This is a genomic window from Vicinamibacterales bacterium (assembly GCA_035699745.1).
Classification (GTDB): domain Bacteria; phylum Acidobacteriota; class Vicinamibacteria; order Vicinamibacterales; family 2-12-FULL-66-21; genus JAICSD01.
This window is the reverse complement of the sequence record DASSPH010000041.1, coordinates 18,639-35,427: the sequence shown is the minus strand read 5'-3', so window position 1 is coordinate 35,427 and position 16,789 is coordinate 18,639. Positions and strand designations below refer to the sequence as shown.

At 68.1% G+C, this 16,789-nt stretch carries 19 protein-coding genes; 6 read left to right on the top strand and 13 right to left on the bottom strand.

Translation table 11 applies throughout. The features are described from left to right. Positions 1-258, bottom strand: a 258-nt coding sequence (locus VFK57_08550; GenBank protein HET7695741.1) for a S1 RNA-binding domain-containing protein, incomplete at its 3' end; no start/stop codon positions are given. Between the two features lie 286 nt (positions 259-544). Between VFK57_08550 and VFK57_08545 the strand changes: the two genes are divergently transcribed. Beyond that, positions 545-1,360, top strand: coding sequence for a DUF6335 family protein (locus tag VFK57_08545; GenBank protein HET7695740.1), 816 nt, complete (start codon positions 545-547; stop codon positions 1,358-1,360). Positions 1,361-1,467: 107 nt separating this feature from the next. Here VFK57_08545 and cmk read toward each other — a convergent pair whose 3' ends face one another. Beyond that, positions 1,468-2,145 (bottom strand): (d)CMP kinase, encoded by a 678-nt coding sequence (cmk, locus tag VFK57_08540; GenBank protein HET7695739.1) that lies wholly within the window; start codon positions 2,143-2,145, stop codon positions 1,468-1,470. A 30-nt stretch (positions 2,146-2,175) separates the two neighbouring features. Here cmk and VFK57_08535 point away from each other — a divergent pair, with 30 nt between their 5' ends. Then, positions 2,176-3,339 carry a hypothetical protein gene (locus VFK57_08535; GenBank protein HET7695738.1) on the top strand — a complete coding sequence of 388 codons (1,164 nt, stop codon included), beginning with the start codon at positions 2,176-2,178 and terminating at the stop codon, positions 3,337-3,339. Next, positions 3,332-4,327 (top strand): pseudouridine synthase, encoded by a 996-nt coding sequence (locus VFK57_08530; protein HET7695737.1) that lies wholly within the window; start codon positions 3,332-3,334, stop codon positions 4,325-4,327. Before VFK57_08535 ends, VFK57_08530 begins: the two co-directional genes overlap by 8 nt. Before the next feature lie 193 nt (positions 4,328-4,520). Here VFK57_08530 and scpB read toward each other — a convergent pair whose 3' ends face one another. The 6 genes from scpB to uvrC are packed head-to-tail and all read right to left on the bottom strand — an operon-like array spanning position 4,521 to position 10,482. Continuing rightward, a complete protein-coding gene (scpB, locus tag VFK57_08525; protein HET7695736.1) occupies positions 4,521-5,180 on the bottom strand; it encodes an SMC-Scp complex subunit ScpB in 660 nt (219 codons plus the stop codon). After that, positions 5,173-6,003 (bottom strand): segregation/condensation protein A, encoded by an 831-nt coding sequence (locus VFK57_08520; protein ID HET7695735.1) that lies wholly within the window; start codon positions 6,001-6,003, stop codon positions 5,173-5,175. The genes scpB and VFK57_08520 overlap by 8 nt, the downstream gene beginning before the upstream one ends. Before the next feature lie 6 nt (positions 6,004-6,009). After that, positions 6,010-7,002, bottom strand: a complete 993-nt coding sequence (trpS, locus tag VFK57_08515; protein HET7695734.1) for a tryptophan--tRNA ligase — start codon at positions 7,000-7,002, stop codon at positions 6,010-6,012. Continuing rightward, positions 6,999-7,616, bottom strand: a complete 618-nt coding sequence (locus VFK57_08510; protein HET7695733.1) for a site-2 protease family protein — start codon at positions 7,614-7,616, stop codon at positions 6,999-7,001. The genes trpS and VFK57_08510 overlap by 4 nt, the downstream gene beginning before the upstream one ends. Positions 7,617-7,654: 38 nt before the next feature. Then, positions 7,655-8,557, bottom strand: coding sequence for a polyphosphate kinase 2 family protein (locus VFK57_08505; protein ID HET7695732.1), 903 nt, complete (start codon positions 8,555-8,557; stop codon positions 7,655-7,657). Positions 8,558-8,577: 20 nt separating this feature from the next. Then, positions 8,578-10,482 (bottom strand): excinuclease ABC subunit UvrC, encoded by a 1,905-nt coding sequence (gene uvrC, locus VFK57_08500; GenBank protein ID HET7695731.1) that lies wholly within the window; start codon positions 10,480-10,482, stop codon positions 8,578-8,580. An 83-nt stretch (positions 10,483-10,565) separates the two neighbouring features. On the opposite strand from uvrC, the gene VFK57_08495 reads away from it, so the two are divergent. Continuing rightward, positions 10,566-11,351, top strand: a complete 786-nt coding sequence (locus VFK57_08495; protein ID HET7695730.1) for a CDP-alcohol phosphatidyltransferase family protein — start codon at positions 10,566-10,568, stop codon at positions 11,349-11,351. A 7-nt stretch (positions 11,352-11,358) separates the two neighbouring features. Here the strand turns inward: VFK57_08495 and VFK57_08490 are convergent, their stop codons facing one another. From VFK57_08490 to efp, 3 genes are all read right to left on the bottom strand, one after another. Beyond that, on the bottom strand, positions 11,359-11,922 hold the full coding sequence (locus VFK57_08490) for a hypothetical protein (GenBank protein ID HET7695729.1): 564 nt from the start codon (positions 11,920-11,922) through the stop codon (positions 11,359-11,361). A 15-nt stretch (positions 11,923-11,937) separates the two neighbouring features. Then, the gene (locus VFK57_08485) at positions 11,938-12,507 is read right to left on the bottom strand and encodes a thymidine kinase (protein HET7695728.1); all 570 of its coding nucleotides are present in this window, start codon (positions 12,505-12,507) and stop codon (positions 11,938-11,940) included. An 82-nt stretch (positions 12,508-12,589) separates the two neighbouring features. Continuing rightward, positions 12,590-13,153, bottom strand: a complete 564-nt coding sequence (efp, locus tag VFK57_08480; protein ID HET7695727.1) for an elongation factor P — start codon at positions 13,151-13,153, stop codon at positions 12,590-12,592. A 74-nt stretch (positions 13,154-13,227) separates the two neighbouring features. On the opposite strand from efp, the gene VFK57_08475 reads away from it, so the two are divergent. Then, positions 13,228-13,632: an Hsp20/alpha crystallin family protein gene (locus VFK57_08475; GenBank protein HET7695726.1), complete on the top strand. Its 405-nt coding sequence runs from the start codon at positions 13,228-13,230 to the stop codon at positions 13,630-13,632. Further along, positions 13,632-14,795 (top strand): trypsin-like peptidase domain-containing protein, encoded by a 1,164-nt coding sequence (locus VFK57_08470; GenBank protein HET7695725.1) that lies wholly within the window; start codon positions 13,632-13,634, stop codon positions 14,793-14,795. The genes VFK57_08475 and VFK57_08470 overlap by 1 nt, the downstream gene beginning before the upstream one ends. A gap of 99 nt (positions 14,796-14,894) precedes the next feature. On the opposite strand, the gene VFK57_08465 is transcribed toward VFK57_08470, so the two are convergent. After that, on the bottom strand, positions 14,895-15,545 hold the full coding sequence (locus tag VFK57_08465) for a DNA-3-methyladenine glycosylase (protein ID HET7695724.1): 651 nt from the start codon (positions 15,543-15,545) through the stop codon (positions 14,895-14,897). Continuing rightward, entirely contained in the window at positions 15,545-16,762 is a 1,218-nt protein-coding gene (locus tag VFK57_08460; protein HET7695723.1) for a HEAT repeat domain-containing protein, read from the bottom strand. Before VFK57_08460 ends, VFK57_08465 begins: the two co-directional genes overlap by 1 nt. Positions 16,763-16,789 lie beyond the last annotated feature (27 nt).

Sequence of the window (16,789 nt, the reverse complement as noted above, 5' to 3'; positions counted from 1 at the left end):
GGCATAGGCCTTCTCGACCTCGTCCCAGATCTTCATCTTCTCGGCCTTCTCACGCGAGAGCACCACGTAGCCTTCGCGATCCTCGGTGCGCTCGAGCAGCACGTCGACGATGTCGCCGGGCTGCACGGTGATCTGGCCGGTCTCGTCCACGAACTCGTCGACGGGAATGATCCCCTCGGATTTGTAGCCGACGTCGACGATGACTTCGGACGGCGTCACTTTCAGGACGGTACCCTTGACGACCTCGCCTTCCGCCATGTTGCGGAAGCTGTTATCGTAAAGGTCCAGGAGGGCCGCGTATTCCTGCGCATCAACGTGTTGATCGTCCAAGCCAGTTGACGAATCGCGACCTCCTTGCGGAATGATCTGCTGCTGTTTGTCTCTTGCCATGCTGAGCGGGTCCTCTCTGACGTACTTGCCGGGATCTCAGCTCCGGCGGGCTGTAGATTGACTCTCGCTTGAGTTGCGATAAGCAGTAGATTATCCACTACTTACGGCCGCGGGGTCAAGGTCTGGCCGCGGCGCGGGACAAAGGGAGCCGACGATGGCGAAAAAGGTCCGGAAAGCGAAAGGCCAGAAGACCACCCCGTCCAAACGCAAGAAGGGAGCGGGGTTACGGGTCGCCGCCGGCAGCGGCGCCAGGAAGACGGGCCGCCGGACGGCAGGCGCCCGACCCCCGAAGGGCAAGGCGCGGCGCAAGCAGGCGCGCAAGAACCCGCCGCGGCCGGGCAAGACCTCGGCCCGCAAGGCCGCCGCCCCTCGCGGCGGCGCACGGAAGACCGCGCCGAAACGGCCGGGCTCGAAGCGGCCGGGCTCGAAGCGGCGCGGCGGCACCGGCCAGGAGGCGACGCTGGCGCAGACGCCTGCCACGGGACGCAGCGTGAGCGGCCCGACCAACCCGATGCCGACCCGGCGCTCGACCGGCACGGCCGCCGGCGCCGGCACGATCCGGCAGGCGCCCGGACTCGAACGCGAGCGCAAGCGGTTGCGCGAAGTGGAAGAAAGCGTGCAGGGTCCCCCGTCGAGCCTCAACATGGATCGCCACGGTTCCGCCGCGCGCAGCGGGCGCGCGGCGCTCCGCCAGGCCAAGCGCGATCACACCGAGACCAGCCCGGCGATGACCGGCGGCGACGTGGATGCCGACTGGGAAGACGCGTACGCGGTCGGCGACGAAGCCCCCGGCGGCGACAACCCGACGCCGGATCAGGATCGCGTCGACGACATCGGCCGCGCGCTGGGGATCGAGTACGCCGACAACGAGGAACTGAAAGCCGCGGACAAGATCGCCGAGCGCGATCGGCACCGCTGGGAGCTGGACCCGGCGTCAGCCGAAGACTACCCCGACCACGACGAGGACTGAAGGCCGACGGCGCACGCTCCGGCACGAGGACCACGAAGAACACACCACGCCGAAGTCACGTGGTGCCCGTCGCAGGTTTGTGACCTTGTGCCGGACCGTCGACCGTCTCACGGTAACTCCCCCGACGAGCGCGCTTCCGCCAGAGCCAGTACTCTCTCGATCACGTCGTCGATCGGAACGCCCGTCGTATCGATCACCACCGCGTCGGGCGCGATCGTCAACGGCGAGGCGGCGCGCGTCGAGTCGTTCTTGTCGCGCTCGGCGAGCGCCGTCGCCACGTCCGCCAGCTGGCTGCTCTTCGAGCTGGTGTGCGCGGGGTCGGCGGCGCGGCGCCGCGCCCGCTCCTCGGGTGACGCGTCCAGGTAGATCTTCACGTCGGCGTCGGGAAACACCACGGTGCCGATGTCCCGCCCTTCCATGACCACGCCCGCCCCCTGGTCGTACGCGCGCTGACGCGCGACGAGCACGCGCCGCACCGCGGGATGCCGCGCCACGGCGGTCGCCGCCTTGTCCATCTCCGGCGTTCGGATCGCGGTCCTGACGTCGTGCCCGTCGATGACGACGCGGCCGTTCTCGAGATCGAACGTCGCCCGCTCCCCGAGCGCCGCCACGGCGGTTTCATCGGTCAGTTCGATCCCCTCGTGCAGCGCCAGCCAGCCTAGCGCGCGATACATCGCGCCGGTATCGATGTGCCGGTAGCCGAGCCGCGCCGCAACGGCGCGGGCGACCGTCCCCTTGCCGGCGCCGGACGGACCGTCAATCGCGATGATGTGCTTCGCTCGCACGCGTCCTCACGTTGCTATTATGGCCGCGCCATGCGGCTGCTGCGAAGGGTGACCGTGATCCTCCTGATCCTGCTCTGCGTGCTCCTGCTCGCCGCCGCGGCCGCCCGCGCCCACCGCCGCGGCGCCGCCTTCGTCGTGATCGCCGCCGGCATGGACGGCGCGGCGCAGCGCGTTGCCCAGTGGCACACGACTGCCGTGACCGAGATGCCGGTGCGGTCGATCCCGTGGCGCAGCGGCGCGCTGCGCACCCGCGCCTACCGGCCCGCCCGCGCGGATGGGCGCGGCATCATGCTCGTGCCCGGCGTGCACGCCGCCGGCATCGACGAGCCGCGGCTGGTCGGATTCGCGCGGCACATCGCGGCATTCGGCCATCCGGTCCTCACCGTCGAACTGCCGGACCTGATGCGCTACGAGATCACGACCGGGACCACCGACATGATCGAGGACGCCGCGGCGTGGATGCTGCGGCAGAACGAGTACCGCGGACGCGACGGGCGCATCGGCCTGCTCGGGATCAGCTTCGGCGGCGGCCTGTCGGTGGTCGCCGCGGGGCGCCCCTCGGTGCGCGACGGCGTCTCGTTCGTCATGGCGCTCGGCGGCCACGCGGATCTGCCGCGCACCCTGAAGTATCTCTGCACCGGCATCCAGGCCGACGGCTCCACGCGCCCGCCGCACGACTACGGCCTGGCCATCGTCCTCCTCGGCGCCGCCGATCGCGTCGTCCCGGCGCCGCAGGCCGAGCCGCTGCGCGAGGCGATCCGGTCGTTCCTGGAGGCGTCGCGCCTCGACATGGTGGACAAGGGGAAGGCGGCGCTGGAGTTCGCCCGCGCGAGGTCGCTGGCCGAATCGCTGGCCGAGCCGTCGCGGACCTACATGGGCTACGTGAACGATCGGGACGTCGCGCGGCTCGGCCCGGTGCTGCTGCCGCACGTGGCGGCGCTCGGCGGCGCGCCCTCGCTCTCACCCGAGCGCTCGCCGCTGCCGCCGTCCCCGCTCTATCTGCTGCACGGCACCGACGACAACGTCGTCCCTGCCATCGAGTCGACGCTGCTCGCGCGGTACGCCGCGTCGCACGGCGGACGCGCGCGCGCGCTGCTGACGCCGCTGATCACCCACGCGGAGGTGGATCGCGGCTCGACCGCGGCCGCGATGTGGCGGCTGATAGACTTCTGGGCAGACGTCCTCGATGAGTGAGCCACGCCGGGCGCGGCACGACGAGCGGCTGCAGAAGATTCTGTCTGCGGCGGGGATCGCCTCGCGGCGCCTCTCCGAAGAACTGATCCTGCAGGGGCGCGTTAGCGTCAACGGCACCACCGTCACCGAGCTCGGCACGAAAGCGGATCCGTCGATCGACGAGATCAAGGTCGACGGACGGCGGATCAAGAGCGAGCAGCGCAAGCGCTACGTGCTGCTGAACAAGCCGCGCGGCTACATCACCACGCGCAGCGACCCGCAGGGGCGTCCGACGGTGATGGATCTCGTCAAAGGGGTGGCCGAGTACATCTACCCCGTCGGCCGGCTCGACTACGACTCCGAAGGGCTGCTGCTGCTGACCAACGACGGCGAGCTGGCGGCGCGGCTGACGCATCCGCGCCATGAAGTGGAGAAGGTCTACGAGGCGCGGGTGAAGGGGGTGCCCGACGATCGCACGCTCGAGCGCCTCGCGCGCGGCGTGCCGGTGGAGGGGCGCCGCACCGCGCCCGCGAAGATCCGGGCGTCGGAACCGTTCGCGAGAGGGAGCGGCGAGCAGACGATCGTGGAGATCGCGATCCACGAAGGGCGGCACCGGCAGGTGCGCAAGATGTTCGAGGCGGTCGGCCACCCGGTCGTCCGCCTGAAGCGCGTGCGGATTGGCCCGATCGAGGACCCGAACATCCCGGTGGGCCATTGGCGCTTCCTGACGCCGCCGGAGCTGGCCCGCCTGCGCCGCGCTGCCGCCCTGGGGCCAGGTCTGCAAACGGGCACATCGGGCACATCGGGGTCAGGTCTAGAAAAGGGCGGACGAGGGGTCAGGTCTAGAAAACGGCAGACCAGGGGGTCAGGTCTAAAAAGCGGCAGGTTCCTCGGTAGGTTGCAGACCTGGCACCGACCCCGGCCCGTTCGCAGACCTGGCACCCGGGGGTCAGGTCTGGAAAACGGCAGGCCAGGGGTCAGGTCTAAAAAGCGGCAGGTCCCTCGATAGGTTGCAGACCTGGCACCGAACTCGGTCCGTTCGCAGACCTGACACCCGGGGGTCAGGTCTAAAAAGCGGCAGCTTCCTCGGTAGGTTGCAGACCTGGCACCCAATCCGCCCGTTCGCAGACCTGGCACCCAGGCCAGCCGATACGCTCACCCAGGCCAGCCGATACGCAGACCTGGCACCCGGGCGGGCTGGCTCAGTGGACGCTCTCGGTGTCCTCTTGCGGCGCGGGGCTTTCCTCCGGCGCGGCGGACACGGGCGACGACGGGTCGTCGAACGGCAGCGGCGACGTGGTCTCAGTCGGCTCGGCGAGCCCCGGCGGCAGATCGAAGCCGAGCGCGTCGGACAGCTCGTCCACCTTCGGCAGGTCGCTGATGTCGTTCAGGCCGAAGCGCTCGAGGAACTCCCGCGTCGTCCCGTACATGAAGGGGCGGCCGACGACCTGCTTGCGGCCGACGGTCTTCACCAGTTTCCGCTCGATCAGCGTCTGCAGCACGCCGGAGCTGCTGCTCACGCCGCGGATCTCGGCGATCTCCGGCGCGGTCACCGGCTGCTTGTAGGCGATCACCGCCAGCGTCTCGAGCGACTGTACCGACAGCTTCGACGTCGTCCGCTCGTGGAACAGCTTGCGCACCCATTCGTGCAGCTCGGGCTTGGTGGTCAGCTGATAGCCGCCCGCGATCTCGACGATCTGCAGGCCGCCGGGACGGTCGTAATCGGCGCGCACCGCCGCCACCGCGGCGTCGACGTCTTCCTTCGGCTCGCCGTCGAGCAGCTTGTACAGGGTCTTCAGCGTGATGGGCTCGGGAGAGGCGAAGATCAACGCCTCGACGATCGGCTTGAGATGGTCAGACACTGTGGTCGTCCTTGTGCTGCTGCGCCAGATGCTCGGCGTGCACCTGCTCCGGATCGTGCAGCGGCCGCGGCGCGTCCGCGGGGCGCGCCCGCTTGTAGATCCGGATCGGCCCGATGACGCCGCTCTGGAACACGCGTATGAGTTTCAGCCGGATCATCTCCAGCACTGCCAGGAACGTGACGACGAGGCCGGCGCGCGTCTGGATGTCCTGGAAGAGATCCTCGAAGCCGCAGGCCTCCGTCTCCGACAGCCGCGACATCAGCTGCTCGATGCGATCCTCGATCGGAATCTGCTCCGAGGGCAGATAGACCTTGGGCCTGGCCTTGGTCCGCTCCACCACGGCGCGGAAGGCGCTGATCAGGCTGAACAGATCGACTTCGATTTCCGGCTCGGGGGCCTCCCCGGCAATCTCGGCGATCGGCCCGTCCGGGCGGGTCCACTGCGCGCTGCGCAGCGTCTCGCGCTCGTGCAGCAGCTCGGCGGCGGCCTTGAACTTCTGGTGCTCGAGCAGCCGGCGCATCAGCGCCTCGCGCGGATCCTCCTCGGGATCCTCCTGCGCCGGATCGGGACGCGGCAGCAGCGTGCGCGACTTGATGTGAATCAGCGTCGCCGCCATCACCAGGAACTCCCCGGCGACATCCAGGTTCAGCTCCTGCATCAGATCGATGTACTCGATGTACTGCGTCGTGATGAGCGCGATCGGGATGTCGTAGATGTCGACCTCGTGCTTCTTGATCAGATGCAGCAGCAGGTCGAGGGGGCCCTCGAAGTTCTGCAGGCGGACGGGGTAGGCCTCGAGAATGGATTCGAACTCTTGTTCCATGGCCGGCTAGTACCTCAGCTTCACCGCCGCGCGGACGCGCTCCATGGTCTCACGAGCCGTGACCCGCGCCTTCTTCGAGCCTTCGTGCAGAATTTCCTTGACCGCGCCGGGCCGGGCGAGCACGTCCCGGCGGCGCTCCCGGATCGGCTCGAGATGGGCGTTGAGCGCTTTGGCGAGCTTCACCTTGACCTCGACGTCGCCGACCTTGCCGGTGCGGTAGCGCTCTTTCAGATCGTCCACTTCCGCGGTGTCGGGATTGAACGTGTCGTGATAGATGAAGACCGGGTTCCCTTCGACGGTGCCGGGAATGTCGGCGCGCACGCGCTTGGGATCGGTGTACATCATCCGGACGCGTTTGGTGACCGTCTCGGCATCGTCCGACAAGTGGATGGTGTTGCCGATGCTCTTGCTCATCTTCTTGTCGCCGTCGATGCCCGGCAGACGGGACACCCTGGTGAGCAGCGGCTGCGGCTCGACGAGCGTGTCGCCGAACACGTTGTTGAACCGGCGGACGACTTCGCGCGACAGCTCGAGGTGCGCGACCTGGTCCTCCCCCACCGGCACGAACTTCGCGTCGTACATCGACACGTCCGCGGTCTGCAGCAGCGGATACCCGAGGAAGCCGATCGTCGACAGATCGCGGTCCTTGAGATCCTCCTGCTGCTCCTTGTAGGTCGGCACGCGCTCGAGCCACGAGACCGGCGTCACCATCGACAACAGCAGGAACAGTTCGGCGTGCTCGGGAACGAGCGACTGCACGAAGAACGTGCTCTTCTCCGGATCGAGGCCGGCGGCGATCCAGTCCGCCACCATCTCGCAGCCGCTGTCCACGACCCGGCTGGTGTCGGCGTACTCGCTGGTCAGCGCGTGCCAGTCGGCGACGAAGTAGAAGCAGTCGTACTTGTCCTGCAGCGGGACCCAGTTGCTCAGCGCCCCGACGAGATGACCGAGATGCAGCTGGCCGGTGGGCCGCATGCCCGAGACGACGCGCGCTTTCACGGAAGCAGAATCCTCGCGAAGAAGAGCGTCGGCGGCAGCATGATCGCGCTCGCCGCGCCGGTCAGCATCAGGGCGTACAGAATCACGAAGCCGTAGTTGCGCAGCCCGTCGTACGCCATCGCCAGCCGCGCCGGCAGCAGCCCCAGCACGACGTTGCCGCCGTCCAGCGGCGGCAGCGGAATCAGGTTGAAGAACGCGAGCAGCAGGTTGATCCACACCACGTCGGTCAGCACCGACACCGCCGGACCCGGCTGGCCCGTGAAGATGGCCCGCAGCACGATCGCGCCGGCAATCGCCTGGAGCAGGTTGCTGATCGGCCCGGCGGCGGCGACGATCATGAAGTCGCGGCGGGGATTCGCCAGGTTGCGCATGTTCACCGGGACCGGCTTCGCCCAGCCGATGAGCGGCAAGCCGCTGATCGCCGCGATGATCGGCAGCACGACCGTGCCGAGCCAGTCGATGTGCACCAGCGGGTTGAGCGAGACGCGGCCGAGCATCCGCGCGGTCGGATCGCCGAGCTTGTCGGCGGTCCACGCGTGCGCGGCCTCGTGGATCGTCAGCGAAATCAGGAGCACGCCGAAGCCGATGGCCGCGGCGAGTGGATCGATATTCAACGAAGGAAACCCAAGGATACGTCAGAACCCGTGTGCTATCAAGACTTTGTACGACGCGATTCCTGCCGCAGCAGGCGCCGCGCCCGCGTCAGCTCCTGCTGCTGCTCGGCGTCGAGCGTCGGAAACTGGAGGTTCAGCCCGTTCAAGGCGTCGATCACCGCGGCCGCGACCACCGTCCGGGCGAACTTCTTGTCGTCGCCGGGAATGACCACCCAGGGGGCGTGCGGGGTCGCGGTGGCGCGGATCGTCTCCTCGTAGGCGGTCATGTACGAACGCCAGCGCGACCGCTCCGCCAGGTCGCCCATGGAGAACTTCCAGTTCTTCTCGGGCCGCTCCAGCCGCTCGAGGAACCGGCGGCGCTGCTCGGCGCGCGAGACGTTGAGGAAGAACTTGCGGATGACGAACCCGTTGCGCGCCAGGTAGCGCTCGAAGGCGTTGATGTCCTGGAACCGCTCGCGCCAGATCCGCGGGGTGATCAGCTCGGTCGGCAGCTTCTGGCGGCCGAGGAACTCGGGGTGGACGCGCACCACCAGCGTTTCCTCGTAGTAGGACCGGTTGAAGATGCCGATCCGTCCGCGCTCGGGCAGGCACTTCGACGTCCGCCACATGAAGTCGTGATCGAGCTCTTCGCTCGACGGGCTCTTGAACGAGTAGACCTGGCAGCCCTTCGGATCGATCCCCGACATCACGTGCTTGATGGCGCTGTCCTTCCCCGCCGCGTCCATCGCCTGGAAGATGAGGAGCACGCCCCAGCGATCCTGCGCGTACAACTTCTCCTGCAGTTCCGACAGCACCTCGACGCTCTTCTTGAGGAACTTCTTCGCGCCCTGGTGGGCGGCCGCGCGTCCGGGACCCTGCGGGTCGAACTCTTTCAGGCGAAAGCGCCGTCCTTCGCGGACGATGTAGGGTTTGGCGAGCGCGCGAAACTGGCGATCGTTCATGCGGCTGACACGATACCTGTTCAGGTCTGTCCGGCAAAATGGGCGAGCACCTGGTCGGCGCACCTGGCGCCGACGACGGCGATCAGATCCTCGCGCGTGGCGCGGCGCACGCCGGCGACGCTGCCGAAGGCCGTGAGCAGCGCCTTGCGGCGGCGCGGCCCGATGCCGGCGATGTCGTCCAGCGCCGACCGCAGGTCGCGCCGGCCGCGCGCCTGCCGGTGGAACGTGATCGCGAAGCGGTGGGCCTCGTCCCGGATGCGCTGAATCAGCAGGAGCGCCGGGCTGGCCGGATCGAAGGCAATCGGATCGACGCGGTCGCGCGTGAAGATCAGCTCCTCCTTCTTGGCGATGCCGACCGCGACCAGGTTGGCCAGTCCGAGCGCTTCGAGGGCCGCATACGCGGCCGACAACTGCCCCTTGCCGCCGTCGATCAGGATCAGATCGGGGAACGGACCGCCGTTCTCCAGCACCTTGCGATAGCGCCGGGAGACGACCTCCTGCATGGAGGCGAAGTCGTCGAGAATGCGAGGGTCGAGGCTCGAGGAGCGAGGAACGATCTCCGGGTTTTCCGACCCTCGACCCTCGCCCCTCGACCCTCGAATCCGGAACTTGCGGTACTCGGATCGCTTCATCCGGCCGTCTTCGCACACCACCATCGACGCCACCGTCTCGCTGCCCTGGATGGTGGAGATGTCGAAGCACTCGATGCGGCGCGGAATCGCCGGCAGGGTCAGGACGGCGCGCAGGGTCTCGAGCGCGTCGTAGTGCGCGGCGACGTTCTCGTTGAAGCGCGTCTGGTAGGCGACCTGGGCGTTGCGGGCCGCGAGATCCAGCAGGCCGCGCTTCTCGCCCCGTTTCGGGACGATGATCCGGACGCGATGCTCGGCTCGATCCGTCAGCCACGCTTCGATCAGCTCCGTCTCCGGCTCGCTCAGCGGGATCGGCAGGTGGATCTCGGGCGGCGCGGGATGTTCGGTATAGAACTGCTCGAGCGCAGCCTGGAGGATGTCGGATTCCGCCGCGGCCGCCGGGCCGTCCGTCTGCAGACGGAAGCCGCCGAGAGATGCGGACGCGAGTTCGACACGCTCGACCACTTTTCCGCCGCGGACCTGGAACACCTGTACCACCGCGCCGGCGGGCCCCACCTTGATGCCGAAGGCGTCGCGGTCCCCCAGACTCGTGCCGGTCATCTTCTGCTGCCGCTGCTGCACCGTTTCGATCGTGCGCAGCGCGTCGCGGAGCTGCGCCGCCTGCTCGAAGCGCTCGGCGGCGGCCGCGTCGCTCATCCGCTGCCGCAGCTGAGCGATCAGCTCGTCGTTCCGCCCTTCGAGGAACAGCTTCGTGTCCTGCACCGCCACCGCATAGGTCTCCTCGCTGCAGATCTCGCGCACGCACGGCGCGATGCAGCGGCGGATGTCGTATTCGAGGCACGGGCGCGCGCGATCGCCGGTGATCACCTCGTTGCACGAGCGGATGCCGAACAGCCGGTGGGTCAGCGCCATCGTCCGCCGCCCGAGCTTCGCCGGCATGAAGGGGCCGGCATAGTAGTGGTCGTCCTTCTCGACGCTGCGCGCGATCAACACCCGCGGGAAGGCCTCGCCGGTGGTGAGCTGCAGGTAGGGGTAGTTCTTGTCGTCGCGCAGCAGGATGTTGTAGCGCGGCGCGCGCTGCTTGATGAGATGGTTCTCGAGCGCCAGCGCCTCGACCACCGAGTCGGTGACGATGAACTCGAGGCGTGACGCTTCCTCGAGCAGCGCGTCGTGCCGCGGGCTCATCCCCTGGGCGCCGAGATAGCTGCGCACCCGGTCCCGGAGGACTTTCGCCTTGCCGACGTACAGCGTCTCCCCGGCCTCGTTGAAATAGAGGTAGACCCCGGGCTGCTCGGGCAGCCGCGCAATCCTGCTCTTGAGGTCTTGGATCGGCATGGACTACACTGGGCGTTTTTGCGGACTTTCGAACCCTAAATTATAGCAGTTCCAGCGGGCCGACAGGCCCGCGCGATTATGCAATGACCTTCACCGGCCTCGTCGGACGGATCTGCATGCTCCCGCTGCGGGCGATCATCGCCGCGTGCGTGGCGCTGCGCATCCACCCGAACGTCCTGACCTTCGTCGGCGTGCTCATCAATTCCTGGGCCGCCGTGCACCTCGCCCACGGCCAGTTCGTGACCGCCGGCTTCATCATGCTCGTCGCCAACATCTTCGACTTCATCGACGGCAAGGTCGCGCAGCAGACCGGACTCATCAGCAAGTTCGGCGGCTTCTGGGACTCGGTGATCGATCGCTTCTCCGACATCGCGCTGTTCATCGGGCCGATCTACCTCTACTCGCGGATGGGGCGCACCGACTACGCGCTGATCGCGTCGCTGGCGATGATGTTCGCGCTGATGACCAGCTACACCCGGGCCCGGGCCGAGTCGCTGATCGCCAAGTGCAAGGTCGGCTTCATGGAGCGCCCCGAGCGGATCGTGCTCTTCATGATCGGCGCCTTCACCAACCGCATGGGCGCGGTGATGTGGGTGATTCTGATCCTGTCGATCTTCTCGGTCGCCGATCGCGTGATCCTGACCTACCGGGTGCTCGAGCGCGGCACGGAGGAGCGGCCGCAGGCGATCACGCGCGCCCCGCTGCCGGTCCGCATGCTGTGGAACGGCTTCTTCTGGACCTTCGAACGCGCGACCTGGCAGTACGACGTGATGGTGATCGTCATCCTGGCGTTCGTCTGGCTCACCCCGCCCGACTGGCTGCGCGACCCGATGGCGCACGGGCTCGGGCCGCTGGGCTGGTTTGCCTGAGCTGCCGCTACACGTCGTCGCGTTCGTCGTGTAAGCCCAGGTCGAGCGTCTTGCCGGTGAAGTGAATGTCGTGCGTCGCGATCTTGTCGCGCAGCACGCGGCGCGCCTCGCCGTAGTACGGTTCGGGCACCACCAGGTGGCGCGCGAAGTTGCGCCAGCGGTACAGCAGCACCAGCGTCGTCCGCTCCCCTTCCCGCCAGGTCAGGCCGCCGATGCGCGCGTAGGGAATGAAGCCGCGCTCGCTCCAGATCCCGTCCTCGTAGAAGCCGCGGCCGATCTTCAGCCCGAGCGGCAGCGCGTAGACGTAGTAGACGAGCATCATCGTCTCGCCGAAGACGAACTTCGGGTGCAGCTTCAGCACCGTCAGCTTGTAGAAGATCACGATTGCCAGCACCGCGCCGACCCAGAGGAACAGCCGGTAGAACGGCGGACGCGGCGCGCCCCAGATGAGGAGCGCGGTGCGGCGCAGGCGCCTATAGCGCAGGTACTGGTAGAACTGGTGCAGGTTGACCAGCGCGAACCCGCCGCCGATGAGATACATCAGCCGCGTGAGGAGAGCCTGTTCGATCATCGCCGCACACCGGACTCACTGCCCCAGGCGCGGATCGAAGCAGTGCCGGCAGCGGGCTTCGTAGGCGCCCTGAGCGCCGACCAGCACCCGCTCGCTGCTGGCGATGAGGCGCTGCGTGTGGTTGGCCGGCGCACCGCACACCATGCAGATGGCCAGCGTCTTGGTGATGTATTCCGCGATGGCGAGCAGCTGCGGCATCGGCTCGAACGGCTTGCCGAGGTAGTCCTGATCGAGCCCCGCCACGATGACGCGCTTGCCCTGATCCGCCAGGGCCGTGCAGACCGCGGGCAGCTCGGCGTCGAAGAACTGCCCTTCATCGATCCCGACGACCTCCGTGTCCGGCCGCACCCGGGTGAGCAGATCGCGCGCCTTGCTCACGTTCTCGGCCTGGATCTGCATGGCGCTGTGCGACGTGATGTGGCCGTCGCTGTAGCGGTTGTCGATCTTCGGCTTGAAGATCTGGACCTTGCGTTTCGCGATCTGCGCCCGCCGCAGCCGCCTGATCAGCTCCTCGCTCTTGCCGCTGAACATCGATCCGGTCACGACCTCAATCCAGCCGGCGCCCGCCCTGTGTGCTACGTCCATGCGATGACCCGCTTACCGCGATCCGCGATCCGCTTTCCGCTCTCAGCCTGCGCTCCCGAGATCGGGGGGGCGGTGCTGAACACTACACCTTCTTCTGATACTCCCCGTCCACCGTGCCGACGCGAATCACGTCGCCGATGTTCACGTGGGGCGGAACCTGCACGACCAGGCCGGTCTCGAGCGTGGCCGGCTTCACCTGGGCGCTCGCCGTGGCGCGGTTGATGCCCGGGGTGGTGTCGACCACCTTCAGGTCGACGCTGATCGGCAGTTCGATGCCGACCGGCTCATCGCCGTAGAACTCCATCGTGATGATCGCGTCGGGGACGATGTAGTTGGCGTTGTCGCCGAGCACCTCGAGGTCGAGATGGATCTGATCGTAGGTGTTCGTGTCCATGAAATGGAACGAATCGCCGTCGCGATACAGGTACTGCATCTGCTTCTCGTCGAGGATTGCCCGTTCGACGTCCTCTTCGGCGCGGAACTTGTTGTCGGCCTGCTGCCCGGTCCGGATGTTGCGCATCCGGGCCTGCACGAAGCCGCGCTTGTTGCCCGGGGTGAAATGCTGGAGATCGAGCACCCGGAAGAGGTCGTTGCCGATCTTGATGAGCATGCCCTTCTTGAGGCGCGTCGCTTGAACTGAAGCCATAGACGTCTGGGAATTTCCCCCCTGCACAAACCCAAAGCGTATCTGGAAATCCGGGAATTTGCTACGATCGAGCCATGCCATGCGATCCCCTGCGCGACCTGCGCGCCTGGCAGGAGCGGCTGGAGCGCCTCGCCGCCCAGCACGGGACGGCGTGGGCGCCGCCGATTGACGTCTACGAAACCGAAGACCGCTACGTCGTCACCGCCGAAGTGCCCGGCATTCCGCGGGACAGCATCGACGTCGCCGTCCAGGACAATCACCTGCGGCTGCGCGGCACGCGGGTGGAGGGATCCGGCGCGCCCGGGGAGGACGCGTCGCACTTCCATCAGATGGAGCGCGGCTACGGCTCGTTCGAGCGGACGTTCCGGTTCGCCGAACCGGTGGCGACGGACCAGATCGGCGCCGACCTGCGGGACGGCGTCCTGACCATCACGCTGCCCAAGGCGGCCTCGCCGCCCAGGCGCATCGAGGTCAAGTGATGATCCGACGGCTCATCCTCATCGTCGTGTTCGTGAGCTGCGGCTTCGCCGCGGGCATGGTGCTGACCGGGCGGATGCGCACGGCGGAAGAGGCCGGCGCCGCGGCGCCTCCCGCCGCCCCCGCGGCACAGCAGGCCGCTCCCACGGGGCCGCCGACCGTCGCCGGGCTGCCGGATCTGTCGAGCGTCGCCAGCCGCGCGATTCCGAGCGTGATGAACATCACCTCGCTGAACGTGGTCCGCCAGCCCAACTCGCCGATGATGTCGGATCCGCTCTTCCGCTACTTCTTCGGCGACGACATCTACGCGCCGCGCAACCGCGTCGCACAGAGTCTGGGCTCCGGGGTGGTGGTGTCGAGCGACGGCTACATCATGACCAACAACCACGTCATCGGCAGCAGCAACGCGCAGGTGTCGGTGGTGCTGCCGGATCGCCGCGAGCTGCGCGCCAGGATCATCGGCGTCGACGAAGCGACCGACATCGCGCTGCTCAAGGTCGACGCGCGCGGGCTGCCGGTACTGCCGTGGGGCGATTCATCGAAGCTCCGCGTGGCCGAGTGGGTGCTCGCCATCGGCAATCCGTTCCAGTTGAACCAGACCGTCACGCTCGGCATCGTCAGCGCGCTGGGCCGGAACGTCGGCATCAACGTCTACGAGGATTTCATCCAGACCGACGCGGCGATCAACCCCGGCAACTCCGGCGGCGCGCTGATCAACGCCCGCGGCGAGCTGGTCGGGATCAATACCGCCATCTTCAGCGAGACCGGCGGCTACCAGGGGATCGGCTTCGCCGTGCCGAGCAATCTGGCGCGGCACGTGATGGACGACCTGCTGAAGCACGGCGAAGTGCAGCGCGGCACGATCCCGGGCATCAGCATCGCCAACCTCACCACCCAGATCGCCGAGCAGCTGGGCGCGCCGAACACGCGCGGCGCCCTCGTGAATCAGATCTCACCGCGGGCCGAAGCCTACCAGGCGGGCCTGCGCGCCGACGACATCATCACCTCGTTCAACGGCCGTACGGTCGAAGACGCGTCGGCGCTGATGCGGATGCTCGCGGACTCGAAGGTCGGCACCGCCGCCCGGCTCGAGATCCTGCGCGAGAGCCGGCGGCTGGAAGTCACCGTGCCGATCACACGCTCGCGTTCGACCCGCGGGCGCTGACGTCACGACGACTCGGCGGAGGTGCGAACCCACCTGCCCGTCCCTGAAGGCGATCATTGCCAGGCCGCGTGATCCGCAACCGTCGACACATCGTTCCGACTATGTGCCCGAGTCGCGCCCGTCCGGGATCGGGAGGCCGCGCTTCGCGTCGCGCCGGCCCGACACGGCGCTGCTGTCTCCCGCCGTGACGCGCCACTCGTGCTCGACGCCGACGTTGATGCCGATGCGGCGGCTCCACACGACCGGCCGCGCCGGCAGTTTGTGATCTTCGATCCGCAGGGCGCCGCGCGTGAGGTCGAGGAGGTTGTGCCGCAGGTCGATGCCCAGCGCTTTTGTCAGATTGCCAGGACCGCGGCAGAGATCGTCGACGGCGATCGCCGGCCCCGGCCTGGATCCTCCGGCGGCGCGCCGCCGGCGCATCAGCGGAATGCCGTCCTTCGGCTCGAGCGCGCGGATCAGCACCGCCGCCGGCCACCCCTCCGCCTCGGTGACGGCGTTGACCAGGTAATGGATGCCGTAGTTCAGATACACGTAGGCGATGCCGGGCGGACCGTAGAGCGGCGCGTTGCGCCGGGTCGGGCCGGGCGCCGCATGGCACGCCGGATCGCTCTCGCCGATGTACGCTTCCGCCTCGACGATCACGCCGGACGCCAGGCCGGCGCGGGTCTCGTGCACGAGCACTTTGCCGATGAGATCCCGCGCGACGTCGAGCGTCGGGCGGTCATAGAACGAACGCCGAAGCGGCGGCACTACTCGGCGCCGCGAAGCCGGGCGAGCGCCCGCTTTGCCGCCGAGGCGACCGACGCGTCGCGATCCTTGGCCGCGGCCTGCAGCGCCGGAATCGCCGAGGCGTCGCCGATCGCGCCGAGGACGTCGGCGACGGCTTCGCGGACGTTGGGATCGGGCTCCTGCAGCCGCGGCGTCAGCGTCACCGTCATCGGCGCGCCGAGCTCGACGAGGTAGTCCTGCGCCTGCGCGATCACCTTCTCGTTGGCCATCAGATCGACGATCCGCGCGCCGTAATTGCGCCCGAGCTTCTGCAGCGCGAACGCCGCGGCCAGCCGCACCATCGGGGATTCGTCGGCGGTGGCGGCGCGCTCGAGCGCCTCGATCGACTGGGCGTCGCCGGCGCGGCCGATCCCTTCGATCGCCGCGCGGCGGATGTAGGCGTCCTTGTCCTGCAGCCGCTCGCGGAACAGCGGCACGCTCGCCGGCGCGCCGATGCGCGCCAGCGCCTCGAGCGCCGACCAGGCCCCTTCCCCCTTCTTGTAGTACGCGAGCTGCTCGGCAAGCGCCGTGATCGCGCGCTGCTCGCCGATCGCGCCGAGCGCGCGAATCGAGGCGTAGCGGACGTCCGCCTGCGAGTCGTTCACCGCCTTGAGCAGCGCCTCGCCGGTGTCCGCAACTTCGAGCCGGGCGATCACCCGCGCCGCGCCGGCGCGGACCGCCGGATCGTAGTGATCCAGCGCCTTGGTGAGCCGGGCGACGTGATCCGCGGCCAGCGGCGACCGTCCGATCACCCCGACGGCGTAGATCGCCTCGGTCCGCACCTTGTCGCTCTCGTCGTCCACCGCCTGCAGCAGCGCCGCGATCAGCTCGGGCGGCGCGGGCCGCGGCCAGACGGCGTACGGGCCGAGGTCGAAGGCGCCGCGTGCCAGCCCCGAGCGCCGCTTCTCGATCACGAAGCCGACCATCCGCTTCGACTTCATGTCCCGCTCGAGGAAGAAGGACAGCTCCGCCGCGATTGCCTCGAGCTGGATCTCGTCGACCGGATCGGTCACGAGCGCCGCGATCGGGCCGATCGCTTCGGGATACTTCGCGTCACGGAGGAGGTGGATGGCGCTCAGCCGCGTCTTCGGATCCGGATTGCGCAGGTTGCGCACGACGTCGTCGAACCGAAGCTGCTGGGCGGCGGATACACCTGCGGAAAGACAGATCGCAACTGCGAACGATGCAATTTTGTGCATGGCGGTCTTACGGGGGCAGGCTATTTT